This is a genomic window from Leptospira venezuelensis (assembly GCF_002150035.1).
GTDB lineage: Bacteria > Spirochaetota > Leptospiria > Leptospirales > Leptospiraceae > Leptospira_B > Leptospira_B venezuelensis.
In genome coordinates this window covers 881,288-897,838 of the sequence record NZ_NETS01000010.1, presented here as the reverse complement: position 1 = coordinate 897,838, position 16,551 = coordinate 881,288, and the positions used below count along the sequence as shown (strand labels likewise).

14 protein-coding genes are annotated in these 16,551 nt (G+C 38.5%); 5 read left to right on the top strand and 9 right to left on the bottom strand.

The annotated features are described in order from the left end of the window. Nucleotides 1-45 precede the first annotated feature (45 nt). Nucleotides 46-1,749 carry a GMC family oxidoreductase gene (locus tag B1C82_RS11445; RefSeq protein WP_086447686.1) on the bottom strand — a complete coding sequence of 568 codons (1,704 nt, stop codon included), beginning with the start codon at nt 1,747-1,749 and terminating at the stop codon, nt 46-48. Between the two features lie 119 nt (nt 1,750-1,868). On the opposite strand from B1C82_RS11445, the gene B1C82_RS11440 reads away from it, so the two are divergent. After that, a complete protein-coding gene (locus tag B1C82_RS11440) occupies nt 1,869-3,305 on the top strand; it encodes a flavin-containing monooxygenase (RefSeq protein WP_086447685.1) in 1,437 nt (478 codons plus the stop codon). Further along, the gene (locus B1C82_RS11435) at nt 3,286-4,317 is read left to right on the top strand and encodes an alpha/beta hydrolase (protein WP_086447684.1); all 1,032 of its coding nucleotides are present in this window, start codon (nt 3,286-3,288) and stop codon (nt 4,315-4,317) included. The genes B1C82_RS11440 and B1C82_RS11435 overlap by 20 nt, the downstream gene beginning before the upstream one ends. Before the next feature lie 37 nt (nt 4,318-4,354). On the opposite strand, the gene B1C82_RS11430 is transcribed toward B1C82_RS11435, so the two are convergent. The 5 genes from B1C82_RS11430 to B1C82_RS11410 all read right to left on the bottom strand — a co-directional run bounded on the left by B1C82_RS11430 (nt 4,355) and on the right by B1C82_RS11410 (nt 11,872). Further along, on the bottom strand, nt 4,355-4,714 hold the full coding sequence (locus B1C82_RS11430) for a hypothetical protein (protein WP_086447683.1): 360 nt from the start codon (nt 4,712-4,714) through the stop codon (nt 4,355-4,357). Continuing rightward, on the bottom strand, nt 4,704-6,626 hold the full coding sequence (locus B1C82_RS11425) for a S8 family serine peptidase (protein WP_086447682.1): 1,923 nt from the start codon (nt 6,624-6,626) through the stop codon (nt 4,704-4,706). The genes B1C82_RS11430 and B1C82_RS11425 overlap by 11 nt, the downstream gene beginning before the upstream one ends. A gap of 9 nt (nt 6,627-6,635) precedes the next feature. Then, complete coding sequence (locus B1C82_RS11420) at nt 6,636-8,147, bottom strand: choice-of-anchor D domain-containing protein (protein WP_086447681.1); 1,512 nt, start codon at nt 8,145-8,147, stop codon at nt 6,636-6,638. A gap of 282 nt (nt 8,148-8,429) precedes the next feature. Continuing rightward, complete coding sequence (locus tag B1C82_RS11415) at nt 8,430-8,972, bottom strand: hypothetical protein (protein WP_086447680.1); 543 nt, start codon at nt 8,970-8,972, stop codon at nt 8,430-8,432. Nucleotides 8,973-8,983: 11 nt separating this feature from the next. Continuing rightward, nucleotides 8,984-11,872 (bottom strand): choice-of-anchor D domain-containing protein, encoded by a 2,889-nt coding sequence (locus tag B1C82_RS11410; protein WP_157894125.1) that lies wholly within the window; start codon nt 11,870-11,872, stop codon nt 8,984-8,986. 532 nt (nt 11,873-12,404) lie between these two features. Between B1C82_RS11410 and lsa26 the strand changes: the two genes are divergently transcribed. After that, nucleotides 12,405-13,196: a surface adhesion protein Lsa26 gene (gene lsa26 / locus B1C82_RS11405; RefSeq protein ID WP_086447678.1), complete on the top strand. Its 792-nt coding sequence runs from the start codon at nt 12,405-12,407 to the stop codon at nt 13,194-13,196. Here the strand turns inward: lsa26 and B1C82_RS11400 are convergent. The 3 genes from B1C82_RS11400 to B1C82_RS11385 form a co-directional block, all read right to left on the bottom strand. Beyond that, nucleotides 13,186-13,626 carry a hypothetical protein gene (locus tag B1C82_RS11400; protein WP_235848614.1) on the bottom strand — a complete coding sequence of 147 codons (441 nt, stop codon included), beginning with the start codon at nt 13,624-13,626 and terminating at the stop codon, nt 13,186-13,188. The two genes, lsa26 and B1C82_RS11400, sit on opposite strands and share 11 nt — an antisense overlap. Nucleotides 13,627-14,222: 596 nt before the next feature. After that, entirely contained in the window at nt 14,223-14,894 is a 672-nt protein-coding gene (locus tag B1C82_RS11390; RefSeq protein ID WP_086447675.1) for a hypothetical protein, read from the bottom strand. A 125-nt stretch (nt 14,895-15,019) separates the two neighbouring features. Then, nucleotides 15,020-15,202, bottom strand: coding sequence for a hypothetical protein (locus B1C82_RS11385; protein WP_086447674.1), 183 nt, complete (start codon nt 15,200-15,202; stop codon nt 15,020-15,022). Between the two features lie 72 nt (nt 15,203-15,274). Here B1C82_RS11385 and B1C82_RS11380 point away from each other — a divergent pair, with 72 nt between their 5' ends. Next, the gene (locus tag B1C82_RS11380; protein ID WP_086447673.1) at nt 15,275-15,703 is read left to right on the top strand and encodes a MarR family winged helix-turn-helix transcriptional regulator; all 429 of its coding nucleotides are present in this window, start codon (nt 15,275-15,277) and stop codon (nt 15,701-15,703) included. Between the two features lie 53 nt (nt 15,704-15,756). Then, a complete protein-coding gene (locus tag B1C82_RS11375; protein ID WP_086447672.1) occupies nt 15,757-16,506 on the top strand; it encodes a glucose 1-dehydrogenase in 750 nt (249 codons plus the stop codon). The last annotated feature ends 45 nt before the right edge of the window (nt 16,507-16,551 follow it).

Below are 16,551 nucleotides of genomic sequence, written 5' to 3'. Positions count from 1 at the left end.
CGGAGAGATTTTCTTTAAGCAAAGTATAGGTCTATCGTTTTCGGATCACGTTTTAGGAAAGACTACAGAAGTAATTCCAAATTGTTTTTCAAATTCGAAACTAGCAACCGACTTATTGTCTTTAGGAGGGATCATAGACATTGCTCTTTCAGTCATCGCTGTAATCGAAAGCGAAGGATTCACTCCAAGATTCACAGGGATCATTGAGCTATCACAAACTCTAAGATTTTTATAACCATAAACTTTGTTCTCAAAATCGATCACACCTTCTTCCGGATCAGAACCCATTACGCATCCACCCATAATATGCCCTGTGATAGGAGCATTCAGAAGAACATCATTTAATGAGCTTCTAGGAATACCGCCTATCTTCTTAGCTACCTTTCTTGCGGTTTGGTTTGCGATAGGAATATAAGAAGGTACCTTCTCTCCTGAACTAATAGCGGAAGTTATAGACTTCTCGAAAGGCCAGGACATTCTTCTCTTTCTAACTAACTTTACCTTATTGTCCAAAGTTTGCATGACCAGCAAAATGAGAGAATTTTTTGCAAAGCCGAACGGCCATGATGCTTTCAAAAAATAAATAGGCTGAGTGAACATAGTGAAAAAATATTTAAGAGGTCTAGGAAAGAAGCCTCCGCCGTCAGTAAGAACACTCGCAAGAGTTCCAAAAAAATCAGAACCCTTAGAATAACGAACCGGCTCTATATGTGTGTGTTCATCCGGATGAATGGAAGAAGTGATCGCTACTCCATTGGAAAAATCCACATTCTTTCCAAATTTGGTTACTCCTAAGACCGTTTCACTATTTGTACGAACATCATCTCCTAGACGATGTGACAGGCGTTTCATATGTCCAGCTTCTCTGGAACGCAAAAGTAAACCAACAGTTCCCATTACTGCTGCAGAAAGTACAACAGACCTAGCTTTGAATTTTCTTTTGGGAAATCCGAACCAACCTGTTGTGGATCTTGTAGAAAGTTGATAACCGAATTCTCCGCTTGCATTTGGATCGACTTCTCCCCTTTCATTTAATGGAACTAGATCAGTCGCCTTTGTCTCAGGAAGAACTTTAGCCCCCAACTTCTCGGCAAAAAATAGATAATTTTTATCTAATGTATTTTTAGAATTAAAACGACATCCTACCATACAACCTCCGCAAAGATTACATGTAGTTCTTTCAGGGCCTTCACCTAAGAAGAATGGATCCTTAACTGTTTGTCCCGGCTTTTCACCGAAGAATACTCCAACGGGAGTGGCAGAAAAAGTTTCACCTCTTCCCATTTCATTTGCGATTTCTTTTAAAATGGAGTCAGATTCATCCAAATGAGGATTCTTAACAACACCCAACATTCTAGATGCTACATTATAGAAAGGAATCATTCCATCCTTACCGCCAATTTTTTTATATGTTGGATGATTTAATGTTTTATCGGAAGGAACGTAAAGTGTGTTTGCATAGACTAAAGAACCTCCACCAACTCCAGCACCGCTGACTAAGAAAAAATCCTTTAGAAGATTGAGTCTTTGGATTCCATAAAAACCTAATCTAGGCATCCATAAATATTTGTGAACAGACCAATTCGTTTTAGGAAATTCTTTCGCGGTCCATCTTTTACCCGACTCAATTACCAAGACAGAATAACCTTTTTGGCTTAACCTCATGGCAGAAACACTCCCGCCAAAACCGGAGCCGACTATGATATAGTCGTAATCAAAATGAACATCTGTTTTCTCTTCTGTCTTCATAAGTCCGACCTAAACATATGGATTTATTAACTCAATCCATTTTCGGGCTTGACTATGTGTTCGAAAAACTTCTACTACTAATTCGTTTTATCAACCTCATAAAAAGATCGGAGAACTATATGCAAGAGTTGCCGAAAGTCTGCGTTATTGGCGCTGGCTCTAGTGGAATCACTGTTTGTAAATCATTGCAAGACAAAGGTATCCCCTACGATTGTTACGAAAAAGGAAGCGATGTAGGAGGTAACTGGAGATATAAAAACGACAACGGTCTGAGTAATATTTATAAGTCATTACATATCAACACTCACAGAGATAGAATGGAATATAGAGATTATCCTATGCCAGATTGGTATGCGGATTATCCAAATCATGAACCTATCCAAAAATATTTTGTGGATTACGTGGAACATTTTGGACTTCGTAAACATATTAAATTTAAGAATGGTGTCGCAAAAATAGAACCTCAAGACGACGGAACTTATTTAGTTACAAGTGAGAAAGGAGAAAAAATATTTTATGATGCGGTTATCGTAGCCAACGGACATCATTGGTCTCCTCGTTGGCCTGAGCCTGACTTTCCAGGTAAATTTAACGGAAAGATAATACATTCTCATGACTATGTAGATCCAGAACATCCGATTCAATTAACCGGCAAAAGAGTTGTAGTACTTGGAATGGGAAATAGCGCTATGGATATCTCCGTAGAGTTAAGCCGTCCTGGAGTTGCAAAAAAAGTTTTCTTATCATCCAGAAGGGGAGCCTGGGTAATCCCAAATTATCTTTTCGGAAAACCTTTAGATAAACAAACGGAGTTACTTCCGCCAGGAACTCCTTTTTGGTTAAAACAATTTTTGTTTGGAACAATGTTAAAGATAGGAGTTGGAAAGATGGAAGATTTTGGCCTTCCTAAACCGGATCATAAACCTGGAGAAGCTCATCCAACTATCTCGCAAGATATTTTAGTCAGACTCGGAAGAGGAGATATAAAATACAAACCTGTGATCCAAGAATATAATGGAAACAAAGTAAAGTTTGCTGACGGCTCTGAGGAAGAGATCGACGCAATCATTTATTGCACTGGATACAACGTCAAGTTCCCGTTCTTCAAACCTGAGTTTATCTCTGCTCCTAATAATCATCTTCCCTTGTTTCACAGAACTTTCAAACCGGATCTGAATAATTTATTCTTTGTAGGATTGTATCAGCCTTTAGGAGCAATAATGCCACTTGCGGAGTTCCAAGGAAAATGGCTGGCAGAATATCTAACCGGAAATTATTGCCTCCCAACAACTACTGAAATGCAAAATCAGATCCAAGATTACGAAAAGAAGATGAAGAAGAGGTACGTAAGCTCTGCGAGACATACAATGCAGGTGGATTACGAAGACTTTTTATATTATATGCAGAAGGAACTAAAAGCAGGTAAGAAGAGAGCATCTAAAAGTGTGCAAACATTACCTGTCCCATCCAAAGCAAAGTATAAACAACCTGGAAAACAAAGCTCTTCTAACGGAAAATCTGAACCAAGGAAAAAAAGTGCTCTGGCAAAAGTTTGAGACCTTAGCGGCCAGAGCTTTACTTTCTCTTCCAAATCCGGTTCTAAGGATTTTCGGAAAAGATATCAAAAGAGAAAGAACCTTGGATTCCAAGGTTCGAGCCGCCTTAGTTTTAGCTAAGATAAAACCTAAACCTGAAAATCTTCCTCCGGCTAAAGCCAGAGATCTTTTCAAAAACATAATGGGGTTTTTTGATTTAGAGAAAGTAGATCTTCCTAGAATAGAAAATTTTTCAATCCCAGGAATGGGCCCAAGGATCAAAGTAAGATTATATTCTTCGAATATAACTAAAGACTTGGAACCATGTTTGCTTTATTTTCATGGAGGTGGTTTTGTAATCGGAGATTTAGAATCTCACGATGCGCCTCTAAGATATTTAGCAAAAATCTCCGGCCGTGCTATACTTGCAGTTGATTATAGGTTAGGGCCTGAACATACCTATCCTTCTCCTTGGGAAGATGCATATTCTGCTTATAAATGGGTGCGGAAGAATGGGAAATCGATTGGAATTGATCCTAAAAAGATTGCGGTGGGTGGAGATTCTGCTGGAGGAAATTTAGCGGTTTCTATATCTACTCGGGCTAAAAAAGAAAAACTCGCTCTTCCCCAATTCCAAATACTTATCTACCCTTGGATCGATCTAATCCAAGAAAGAGAAAGTATAGAAGAATTTGCAAACGGATACGCTCTCACTCGAGATCTTCTTCGTTATTTCAAATATCATAGCATACCAAATTCTAAAGATTGGAAGGACCCAAGAGTTACACCTTTCCAGCAGACGAATTTTTCTCATACACCCAAGACTTACATTCTCATTGCTGGATTTGATCCTCTACAGGACGAAGGACTCGCTTATGCGGACCTTCTTCGAAAAGCAAAAGTAAAACTGGAAATCAAAACCTACGAAACTTTGATCCACGGCTTTTTTAATTTAGGAAGAAGTGTCCCTGAAGCCAAAAATGCCTTAGATCAGATTGCAAAATGGATACATGCAGGATTTTCTGGAAAATAATATTATATTTTTATAAAATAATTTTCAGCATATACACTTAAAAAGCCTTGTATACCAAATTATGTTGAACCGATTCTACAAATCCGGATTTGGAAGACACAGTTTTCAGAATTTCCAGACCTGGATCAGATTTATACGTCACCTTATACGTATCTTCAGTAATTAATTCGATATTTAAAATGGTGGAATTAGGAATTAATGCCTTAATTCTTTCCGAGCTAGTTCCAGAAACCAATTTGAAAATATATTCGTTTGGAACAATACGGCCCGGTTTCACATATTTCCCTTTTTCCGCAGGAAGATTATTTTTGGGAAATCCTTGTGAAAATATAGAAGGCAAAGCTATCGATATTAAAAGAATGATCGATGCACTTTTTAAGAAAGTTCTAAGGAACATCGACACTTAGATCCACAGGAGCTTCCAAATTACGCATTGCTCCATTTGCATTCGCAGCCTTTCCAGATTTTGTAATGGATTGCAAATTACTTACAGTAGTTCCGCCTGCTATTATCGCAGTAATCGTATCTTTATATGTGAACTTAGGATTATAAGACCTCAATAAAGCAGCCAATCCAGTTACATGTGGAGTTGCCATTGATGTCCCGTTGATGGTATTGTATTGATTGGTTGTTCCTACATCCAATGTATTTATTCTAAATGTTGTAAAAGCAACCCCAGCACGATTCACGGTTTGATCTGAAATGAATTCAAGCCCAATATAACAATTCGTTGACCCTACACACTTAGGTGCAGAAATTTCTAAATTCGAAATTAACTTTCCATTCGTTTCTCCAGAAAGAGTAGAAATAATATTCGAATTGGAGTATAGAGAAGAATTTCCATTCGCATAAATATTGAAACCATCATAACCTGCTTCTGTATCTAAGTATAGACTCATAACAGCTGTTACTGCATCAGCGGCCGCGCTGATCGGAAACGCTACATCTGCTTGCGAATAAGAATACGTAGCATACCCCGCCCCAATTCCGCTAAATGCAGAATTGCAACTAGTCGCTAATAATAATACTGGAATAGTGAAACAAGTAGTAGCAACCCAACTTGTTCCGCTTCCGCCGCTAGTGAGCCAACTTGTAAATGGTACAGTAGAAGTAGCTTCTAAACCGGCCCATGAACTTCTGATATTCGTCCCTGGAGCACCGATATCCACGTTCGTTTTGGAAGTATCAAAGTTGGAGAAGCTAGCTAATTGGAATTTCTGATCTAAGGCAGCTACGCAAAGAATATTCGCGTCTCCATATTCGCAAGGATACGAATTCTTAACGCTCAAATTGCTACTTTCATTTCCGGCAGCGACAACGAATAAAGCATCATATTTACTACCTGCACTTGCCATAGCAGAACGCATAGCAGCATCATAACTTGGACCGCCCAGACTCAAATTTAAAACCTTCGCTCCATTCTTTACGGCAAAATTGATTCCTTTAATAATCGTAGCTGTATCTCCGGAACCAGATTGATCTAAAACTCGGACCGCCATAATTTTCGCGACCCAGCAAACTCCGACTACACCTGTTCCATCGGCTTCAGCTCCAATTGTGCCAGCGACATGAGTGCCATGACCATTCAAATCCATAGGATTCGAATCCTTATCTACATAATCCCAACCATTTGTGCAAGTTCCGAGGGACTCTCCCTTATCTGAAACGCAAGAATTGGAACTCCACATATTATCATTTAAATCTTGATGATTATAATTCACTCCAGAATCAACAACCGCTACAATAGTATTAGAACAATCTGTTGTGATAGCCCAAGCGCTTTCCATTCTCATGTCGTCGCCACTGGTTCCTGGATTGTTTGTAGGAGCGCTAGTAGGAGCATAAGTAGCAGTAGCGATTGTTTGGCCTGTATTGTTCAATCCCCATAATTGACTATAAAGTGTGTCGGTTGGAGCAACACTCGCATGATAAATATAATTTGGCTGAACATATTCTATATCAGGATGAGCAGAATATTCCGAAATTGCTTCTTCTACAGATTGGCCTTCTCTAAGTTCCACTTGAGAGATTCCGCTCTCATCTAAGTTGTTTACAACTTTTCCTTGGAAACTATCTACCGCATAAGATTTAACCGAATCTCCTGCCCTTTCTCTAAATTTTACAATTAATTGAGAGGATCTAAATGGTTTCTTCTCATCTTTTTTTGTATTATTCTTATTACTAACATCGGAAATCGGCCTGAATAATCTAGAGATGATTGGGACGGAATCATCTTCCTTCTCTGCAAATAAATAACCAATTGATGCGAGAAAGAAAACCGCTAGAAAAATTAATATTTTATTTTTCATTATAATTCCTTAATATCCTGGAGAACTTACTTTTGCCTGGATCGGTTTAGAAAATACTGAGCCAGTAGCGTTAAATTGAGAAAAGGATTTTACTCGGATAAACCAAGTCCCCGAGGAACTTACTGTGATCGTTTTATAATTCGCGGTATACGGGTCTCCAGCATACACTACGTCAGGATCACAGATTACAGATCCACCTTCCGCACTAAAATCGGAACCTTTATTATAACAAACCCTGTAAGCACCCGAAGCCATATGAACTGCCCGTTCTTTAGAATGTGCCCAGGTCACAATAATATCCCTTTTTCCGCCTGCTCCAGAAACACCAAGAACAGAACTAGAGGACCCTCCTCCTTTACCATTAGTAGTGCTCAATGTAATAGTCGCAGACTTGGAACCCAGATTCGTTGGACTGAACTTAATCACGAATGTAGCAGAAGAATTTGGAGAAAGACTCGTAACAGAAGGTTGAGTTATAATAAATTCCCCTGGATCTGCCCCACTTAAAGCCACAGGAGTGCCCGAAAGATCTAAATTAGATTTCCCTAAATTACGAATAGTGACTGTTTTACTAGAAGATACTGCCCCAGGAAAAACACTTCCAAAAGAATAAGAAAACCCAGTGCCACTTGTAATATCTCTAGAAATATTATTATTATCCGAATACATTACTGAAATTTGCGGTACACTTCCAGAAGTTCCTACTCCAGAAAGACCAATCGAATAACTGGCAATATTCGGATCATTACTATCGATCGAGATTGATGCTGAAAATGTAGAAACAGAATCAGGGTTAAACGAAATTGTAAATGTATAAGTTTTTTTAGGAGAGATTGTAACAGCTGAGCCAGTTTGACTAAACCGAACCGCATCTGCCCCGCTTAAGGAAATATTAGAAATTACTAAATCTTGATCTCCAATGTTTTTAACTAAAATTACTTTGGAAGAGGTTTCTCCAGAAGGTGCGTAGAAGTTCGTTTGTGCATTCGGGATAAAATTAAAACTGCCTTCCGAAACTTGAATAGAAGGTGCAGGCGCTTCTGTCCCAGTTCCTTTTAAGTAAAGAATATAAGTACCGATATTCGGATCGTCAGAATTGATTATCAAGTAGGCGGACTTTACACCTGCAGTACTAGGCTGGAAACTGATCTGAAAAGTGGTCGAATCTCCATCTGCAAGACTTGTGCTTGAAGGCTGGGAATCGATTACGTATTGAGAAGAATGGATCCCACTTTTAGAAACTGCATCTGGGTTTCCGGTGAGTGTAACTGTAAAATTTCCATTATTCTCAATCTTCAAAGTATTCGAGGAAGAAGAACTAATCAAAACGGAACCTAGGGAAAGTGTTGAACCGGAAGAATATCTATTACCTGCCGAATCGGAAATATGTAAACCCTTGATACCGGAAGGCGAAGAAGAGAATGGAAATAATGTCATTCCACCGCCCCCTCCTCCACAATTCAATTGAGGAAGGAACCCCACTAAAACACATAAAATAAAACGATAATATGCTGAACTCAATCTCAGATCCTTACTTTGTTGGAATTCCTACAAGGAATCCAATATAAGTTATGATATTATAAACAAACGAAGACTACACTTCTCCCATTCTATTGCCAAATGTTTGGAAAGGTACGTCCAGAAAAATATGATCCTAAGATCAGGAAGAATTGGCAGAATAATTCCAAAAAATAGTGAAAAACGGGAACTTAAAAGAGAAAAATAAGGCTGTTTATGACTCCAAATAAAAAGCCGCAGAGCACTTAACCCTGCGGCCTTTTAAAACTTTGCAACTTGCTAAGCTTATTTTTTTTCGAAAGGTTTATTCCGTCTAAATTTTTCGAAATCCTCTTTGGACGGAGGAGTTTTCTTTTTGAAAGCAGAATACCTAGCTTCTTGCAAAGAAGAATCTACAGCCTTACCAATAGATTTATCGTTCTTGAAAGTCCCTAAAAAGATCTCTGCTTTCTGTGGATCTTTTCCGTAGAATGCAGAAGAGTAACTTCTTACAGATAAATTTCGTAAAGACTTATGTAGGCTTCCATCTTCTATCTTACTCTTTAAAATCGATTCAGATTCTTCCGTAGGATAATACTCCAGAAGAGCAATAGCTTTTTCTTTCACGTAAATCCTAATCGAAGGATCTTCTGTAATCGCTTTCAAATATGGAATTGGATCCGAAACAATCCTTTCCAGAGAAGTTTTAAACTCCGCCTTAGATTTATGCCTGCTAATAGTAAGATCCGATTTCACTTTAGAATAGATCGAAGGATCAATCGACTGAGCAGCCACCGGCAGCGTAAACGCTGCCAGCAAGAGAATAAGTAATGTTTTCTTAATATTCATTTTCGACTCCATTAATATGCCAACGGGTTACTTCTAAGAATCCAACCTTGCTCGCCAGTAAGTTGGGTTTGAGAAGTTACACCGTCTCCGGCCCAGAACATTAGGTTTAAGGCCCCAGAATTGGTGAATCCAGTTCCAGAACATTCTGAGATAGATACGAATCCGTCAGTGTTAACATCCTGAGAACTCAAACAGTAAGGAGTTTCGATCAATGCATCTCTTGCATTCAGACCGAACATGCTCAACGTGGAGCTTGCTCCCCCTCTTTCGTTCGTGTGGAAAAGTCCTAAGAAGTGACCGGCTTCGTGAGCGATCGTATCTCCCAAGAATTGTTGATCAGTTGTGCTTAGGGCAGATGCAGCTGATCCAGAAGTTCTATGAGGCTCGATCAACACGATCATTCCCGCCTTCTTCGTAGCAACTATTCCTGGAACACCTGGAATTCCTGCAGCCATTCCTAATAATCCCGCATAATTCGAATTAGAAGTATCCGAAGTTAGGAAGATATTCAAGGAACTTGCACTTTGCGCTGACCCTGTTGTAGTATACAACTTAGTTAAAGAACTTGCGAGAGTTCCGGTTTCATCTTCGAAATCGGTAAGATCCAAGAATTCGGAAGCTGATACGCTTGTAGCTGAGAATTGAACGTCTATTTTCACAGAATCTTGAGAATAGATGCTAGTAATTCTATCAACCGCATCTTGCAAACCAGCAACCGTGTAAGTCGGATAAGAACCTTGAACAAATATAAACCTAATATTCAGTTTCTTTCTGTAAGTCCAAACCTTTGACAAACCACTGGAACTGTTCGAGCCTGTAGTAGTAACGAATATTCTCTCTTCTGTCAATCTTGGATGACAGCCTCTGATAATCGAGTAGCTCGCATTAGTTGCACTAAAGCTAACCGGCGAGTTAATATCGAAACGATAGGTTTGAGAAATGTTCGGATTGATTGTTATGGAATTAGTTCCGCCCAATAAATTCAAGAATTGAGAACCAGTCGTTCCGTACGGTAACAATCCAGAGAAATTTGTGAGCCCAACTCCATCTCTAGTCTCATAAAGACCGGTCTGAGCAGAATCATAAATACCGCTGAACATTCCGAACAATGTAGAAGTCAAGCTATGCGGTTGATTGATATAATAAATCGCCGCAGGGAAAGATGGTCCGATGGTAATCGGTATCGTACTCGAATAATACAATGTCTGTCCACTTCCACCGTAGTTCGCAATACTATTCAGGTTGGATGTAACCGATTGAGTATTGATATCGAAGCAAGGAGCAATTGGTTCGATTCCATTCGCGGACAAATTGATCACATAACTATTTTCATCCGAATCATTATTTGCGATCGTAAGAGTCGCAGTTTTTGTTCCGGTAGAAGTAGGGGAGAATGTAACCGTGAAAGTGGAAGTTCCACTCGCCGCAACAGTAGCAGAAGGTTGAGAAACCACAGAGAACAGAGAAGAATCCGTTCCTCCCACAACCACACGAGGGCTTCCGCTCAGGTTTAAGGTTGCAGTTCCAGTGTTCTCCACTGTGAACGTTGTAGTCGCACTTGTAGATCCAATCCTTGTATCAGAAATTCCTGAATAAGTTCCAGAACTTGCAATACTTGTAGAGGCTTGTTTTAAATTAATCTCAGGAGCAGGTGTTGGAGTTCCAGTACCTGTGATAGTGAAATTATAAGGATTCTCATCAGAGTCATTATTCGCAATCGAGATCGACCCAGTTTTTGCACCGGTAGAAGTAGGAACAAACCTAACAGAGAAAGTTGTAGTTCCAGAACTAGCTACGCTTGTTGTGCTAGGCTGAACGGTTACTTCAAACTGATCTGAATTCGTACCAGTGATTTCCACGATCGGAGTTCCGGATAAGCTTAAAGAAGCAGTTCCTAAATTCTGGATCCTAAATTGAACTGCAGAACCGGCGACGTTTTCCACTTGGCTTCCAAAATCGAAAGTTCCACTTCCATCGGCGATATTTACAGAACCTGTAACTCTCTGAACATTCATTTCAGGAACAGGTGTTGGAGTTGCAGTTCCGGAAAGACCAAAAGTATAATTTGGAGTTCCAGCATCATCACTTGGGATAGTAATCGTAGCAGTTTTTGTTCCAGTAGAACTAGGAGAGAATGTAACTGAGAATGTTGTAGATCCGGAAGCTGCAACAGCGCTGCTTGTTCCGCTTACATCCAAGCTATACTGGTTTGAATTCGCTCCTGTTAAAGTAATCGTACTTAAATTTAAAGTAGCATCTCCGATATTATTGATCGTAAAAGATACTGCAGTTCCACTCGTATTCTCTTGAACACTTGTGAAAGTATGAACGCTAGATCCACTCGTAAAAGTAGTTGATCCTCTTTTAATTTGGATATCAGGAGCAGGTGCAGGATTTGCAGTTCCACTCAAGTTCAAAATAAATATAGGAGTATTCGGATCGTTAGATGCTATTTGCAACTGAGCCGATTTAGTGCCTGTTGATCCAGATGGAGAAAAAGTCACGGTGAACTCAGTAGTTTCTCCAGGATCCAAAACGTTATCGGTACCTGACTGATCTACTGTAAATTGTGCTGCTTCCGCGCCTGTTTTTGCAATTACAGGTGTGCTTGTTAGATTTAAAGCTAACTCACCATTATTTTGAATCGTAAAAACGCGGGCAGTACTACTTTCCGTAATTTTTACACTTCCTAAATTTTCGGTAGAACTATCTGAAACAGAAGTTACCGTACCACTTCCCCTATAAACTCGAATGGTAGGATCTGGAGTAGGAGCCTCTGCAGTTTCACCTGGCGGTAAAAGCAAAGGTCCCTTTCCTCCACCCTTCGGACAATTTACGAAGGAGAAAAGAATAGCAAGAGTTAGGATACTCTTGAGAAAAAATGTCGCAGACCGTTTCATATCGGAACTTTTCGACCTCTCTATTTCCAATTTTAATAAGCACCAAACCCAAGATGGGAAGGAATGCCTTCTTCCTACGTTAGCCAAAATTGTATACAACTCAGACAAAAGTTCCCAAAAAATTCTCAAAAATACGCAACTGGACTTGTTTTACCGATTTTTTTTATAAGAAAGACTTAGTATACGCGAGATTATTATTTCATCCGATGATTTGCCAAAAGAAACCATACCTCAAATTGGATAAAAATGAAAAGTGTGACGGATAACGTAATCGAGGAAATAAGAATCATTTAATGAAAAGATCCTTTAATCAAAACACTTAATGATCTCTAGGAAATTTATCTCTAAGACAGAAACTTCTCTCCAAAAACCGTTTATAATGGTAGTTTTGAAACCAGATTGTGATAATTTAGAAAGAAAAATTTTTAATATTTTGCACTAGATCGGCTTATAAATGGAAAATACTTAGATCAGAGAATCTAAGAATGCCGATAGGTAGTAAGAGACCGAAAACATCGTCCAATAGAGATTTATGATCCTCAGAAAATATTCCGTCTTCTTCTATATTTCGGTATTATTGTCCCAAACCCCTGTGTTTGCCCTGGGAACCTATTCTGAAGGCTGGACAGTTGCTAAACTAACCCAATTCGAGAGCCGCGGGATCGTATACGAATCCTATGAAGGCGTGATAGAAGTCTTAACATTTGATCCGGCAGAAGAATGTGATGAGACCAGAGACGAATGTTACATGCCTATGCGTAAAAAAGCGAATGTCAGCGTTCGTCCCGAAAACGCAGATGTAGTAAATTTTCTGATGAAAAATCTGAATCAAACAATAGTGATCCAATTCAATATTCATCGGATCCAACCGATTGCACTTTCTAGCAGCATAGAAGTAATCAACGCACAATATCAAGAAAACATAATACCTCATAGCACCCCTGTAAAAGATCCAAGCGGAAGGATTACAGTATGGGTGCAAGCTCATGATACTTCTCATCCGATCGAAAAGATGGTAACTAACAAGACGGGTGGAAAAAGAAACTTTTCCGTAACGGGAAGGATCGTAAGTTTAGAATACAAAGGAACGATGGTAGGAACTTACGAAGGCCTTTATATGGACGAGTCTAGAGGAAGAATACATCCATTTTCAATCACCTCAGAAGAAATGGCAGAATTCGCTTGGAAAGCTATGAAGTATTCTGGCAAATATTATCTAGGTGTCTCTGTTGCCTACGTAACCGGTGTAAGAGAATCACATTACGATCTATTCGAGATAAATTTTCGGGAACCCGCAGGTTCTCAAGAAAGACCTAAAAAATAAAATTGCTTAAATAGGATTTAGAATCTGAAGAAAATGGCCTGCAAACCAGATAACCTTCATTTCCTGTGAGAACAAGTACCTCGATATTACCTGAAAAATTTCTGGACCGATCTTCTCTAATATAAACTTTAGCATCCGTTAAATCTATCGGAGCTTCCAATCCGAAATGAAGAATATCCCAAGATAGCTCTTCTTTCCAAAAACTTTCATCGACAAGGCTTCCATTCTTCCAACCTTGTTTCAGAAAAAGTGCAGGAGAAACTTTCAAATTAAAATGAGCATATACATTATGCTCAGATGGCTCAGCAAAAATCCTCAAATTATGAGTGTCTGCTAATCTGTGTGCCTCAACATAATAGGCCGCATCTTTTACCATCCCCAAAGAAGGATCTTGGATTTCGTATAGATCGCCTTCACAATTCGAACTCATTATGAAAGAGAATACAAATAATATAAAATAAACTAAATGTCTGAACGAAAGCCCCATATTCTATTATACGAAAAATTTTGACACATCGGTCACAGATTTTTACAGAATCTCTCAGAAAATCGATTTGGAAGGAATTTCTCGAATTAGACCGCTAAATAGCAAGAGAATCCAAATATGCTAGTTTACCTATTTAGGATATTTCCCGGGCCTGCGAAAAATATCATTATAAGTTATATCAATATATCCACTTGTTCCATTTTATATTTGGGTCTTTCCAAATCTCTAACGATGCCTTTAAAATTTGTAAACCTTCATCATCAAAATACTCGTATCTACCATGCAATTTTCCTTATGCAGATTTTATTACCTTCCTCAATGAAACAATTATTAGCCTGGGAATGGATTTCAGTAACGAGAGAGAAAAGAATTGAAAAAATTATGATTCGCATAACAACTCCTCTGCACCTATATTGAGAAACAAAAAATTTGTTAGGCGCGCACTAACGTTAATGTGGATAGTTTATTTTTTATCTTAAGTCGTAGGAATTAGTTTTTTGCAATTAAGACGGCAGTCCTGTGATTAATTTAGAATAAATTTAATATTCATTACCTGGTGGATCACATGCAGGCCACTCTCGATCTTTCGGATTGGCCTGTTCTCCACACCACTGGATTCTAAAATTCATAATGCAGTCTCGGATTGTATCTATTTTCTTTTTGTTAAGAGCAATGGATTTAACGTCGAAAAATCTGTTTGTAAAAATTCCAAGGTCATTTGTTGGATTGGAAATCCTTGGTATTGCTCCAACTGGAAAAAGACCAATTTGCCAAAACTTAGTATCAGCTTGATCATCTGTTTCCTGGAATATTCCATCATGCAATGGTTCATTTCCAAAATGAACCGTGTAAATATTCGGGCTATTCTCTGTAAGCTGTAAAAGAGAATGTTTCATATCATCATATTCTTTCGCTACATATTGAATCCGAATGGTCAATGTTTGAGGGTTAAATTCCCCACAAAAAATCGCGTTTCCTTTTTCTTTTAGTTTCGAATTCTTCTTTCGTATAGCTTCATAAATTTCTCTGGAACCACCAGACAATATAGTTTTATTAACCAAATATTCTTTTTTAGAAAGTACTCTATATATAGTCCTACCTTTTTTCTCTGCTTGACCTTCAGCTACGGAAATATTCTTATTTTCTACTCGTGAATTAGCAGTACAGCTAACATACATTACTAGAAAAATAGAAAATATTAATAGCTTCATTTTAAATTCCTTTATTAGTTATTAAGTCCATAGATTTTGTAGATCTTAGTATCCTGAAGATGCTATAGTTTTATTACTTTACCTACTTCGACCATTCCTAAACTTTCATTACGATCGTAATTGATTCAACCGTCCTCAGGTTTTTTAATCAAACAAAAATGATTCGATTCAGAAGCATTGCTATCATCTACCCAAATTTGCACAACTTCAATATCTTTATCGTTCTCCAACATTTGAGTAAATGTATCGAACGGTTTCGGGTTTGGCATATCTAGAAAGTCCCAGAACCTCAGTAAACTTATTAACATTCGACAAATCCTGAAAAAATTTCAGAATTTCCAACTTGACAAAACTTTACAACTATTTCGATGTCTAAATAAGTGAAGCCTGAATATGTAATTCATTTATTGTCTAGGACCAGGGATCGGATCCAAAAACATTTGTCCGAAGAATTCCTTAAGCAAGGTATTCAAGATCTTGTCCCCGCTCATGGAGGTGTACTTTTTATATTAGGTAAAGAAGGTCCTCTAACAATGAGTGAATTGGCAAAGTTTTTGGACAGAACCAATTCTACAGTAACTGCTCTTTTAGATAAGATGGAAGAATTTGGCTATGTTAAACGATCCAAACCTTATGAAGACGAAAGAGTAACTTCGGCAGAATTAACCGAGAAGGGAAAACAAACCTTAGAAAAAGTGCAAAAGGCATCCAAAGCTACACTTTCAAGGCTTAGTCTGAATTTGGAGCAAGGGGAAAAAGAAGAATTCATGCGAATTTTAACGAAGATCCATTCGAATTTTGATATATGATGTAAATTTTTTTGAACCAATATTTCGACATCGAAATAAATAGGAGAATGATTATGTTAGAAGGTAAAACTGCGGTAATCACAGGATCGGCTAGAGGAATAGGTAAAACAATCGCAAAGATGTTTTTGGAAAGAGGTTCTAATATTATTCTCTCCGACCTTGATGATTCCAATTGTAAAGAAACGGCGGATGAATTAGCAAAACTCAGCCCAGAAAAAGTCTTCTGGAAAACCTGCGATGTCACATCTAAACAACAAAACAAGGAATTGGCTGAGTTTGCATTTGAGAAAACGGGAGCCTTGGATATTTGGATCAATAATGCCGGAATAGTTCAAGACGATCTTCTCTTGAGAATGTCTGAGGAAAAATGGGAGAAGGTACACTCAGTAAATCTGAAAGCTGCTTTCTTTGGAATACAAACTGCTGCAAAGTTTATGATAAAGAAAAGTTCAGGTAGAATCGTAAACATTGGATCTGTCTCTGGATTTTATGGGAATGCAGGACAGGCAAATTATTCTTCGGCAAAAGCTGGACTATTCGCACTCACCAAATCTGCGGCGAGGGAACTTGCTTCTAGAAATATCACCGTAAACTGTGTCGCTTCCGGTTTTATAAATAATAGATTTGCTGAACATGTTCCGGAAGAAATTAGAAATTCTATTTTGAATTCGATTCCTTTAAAGATCAAAAGGAATCCCGAGGAAGCAGTAGCTTCGGCAGTTGCATTCCTTTCTTCCGACGAAGCGGATTGGATTACAGGAGCAACTCTTAGAGTAGATGGAGGAATGTTAATTGGTTTTTAGACCGAATACTTATTTTATAGATTTATGAACAGGCGAGAGAAGAAT

What these genes read in the sequence shown, in the direction of transcription:
- B1C82_RS11410 (WP_157894125.1), bottom strand. Translation starts at nt 11,872, where the DNA reads ATGAAACGGTCTGCGACATTTTTTCTCAAGAGTATCCTAACTCTTGCT.
- B1C82_RS11445 (WP_086447686.1), bottom strand. Translation starts at nt 1,749, where the DNA reads ATGAAGACAGAAGAGAAAACAGATGTTCATTTTGATTACGACTATATC.
- B1C82_RS11400 (WP_235848614.1), bottom strand. Translation starts at nt 13,626, where the DNA reads ATGAGTTCGAATTGTGAAGGCGATCTATACGAAATCCAAGATCCTTCT.
- B1C82_RS11385 (WP_086447674.1), bottom strand. Translation starts at nt 15,202, where the DNA reads ATGTTAATAAGTTTACTGAGGTTCTGGGACTTTCTAGATATGCCAAAC.
- B1C82_RS11375 (WP_086447672.1), top strand. Translation starts at nt 15,757, where the DNA reads ATGTTAGAAGGTAAAACTGCGGTAATCACAGGATCGGCTAGAGGAATA.
- B1C82_RS11415 (WP_086447680.1), bottom strand. Translation starts at nt 8,972, where the DNA reads ATGAATATTAAGAAAACATTACTTATTCTCTTGCTGGCAGCGTTTACG.
- B1C82_RS11390 (WP_086447675.1), bottom strand. Translation starts at nt 14,894, where the DNA reads ATGAAGCTATTAATATTTTCTATTTTTCTAGTAATGTATGTTAGCTGT.
- B1C82_RS11430 (WP_086447683.1), bottom strand. Translation starts at nt 4,714, where the DNA reads ATGTTCCTTAGAACTTTCTTAAAAAGTGCATCGATCATTCTTTTAATA.
- B1C82_RS11440 (WP_086447685.1), top strand. Translation starts at nt 1,869, where the DNA reads ATGCAAGAGTTGCCGAAAGTCTGCGTTATTGGCGCTGGCTCTAGTGGA.
- lsa26 (WP_086447678.1), top strand. Translation starts at nt 12,405, where the DNA reads ATGATCCTCAGAAAATATTCCGTCTTCTTCTATATTTCGGTATTATTG.
- B1C82_RS11425 (WP_086447682.1), bottom strand. Translation starts at nt 6,626, where the DNA reads ATGAAAAATAAAATATTAATTTTTCTAGCGGTTTTCTTTCTCGCATCA.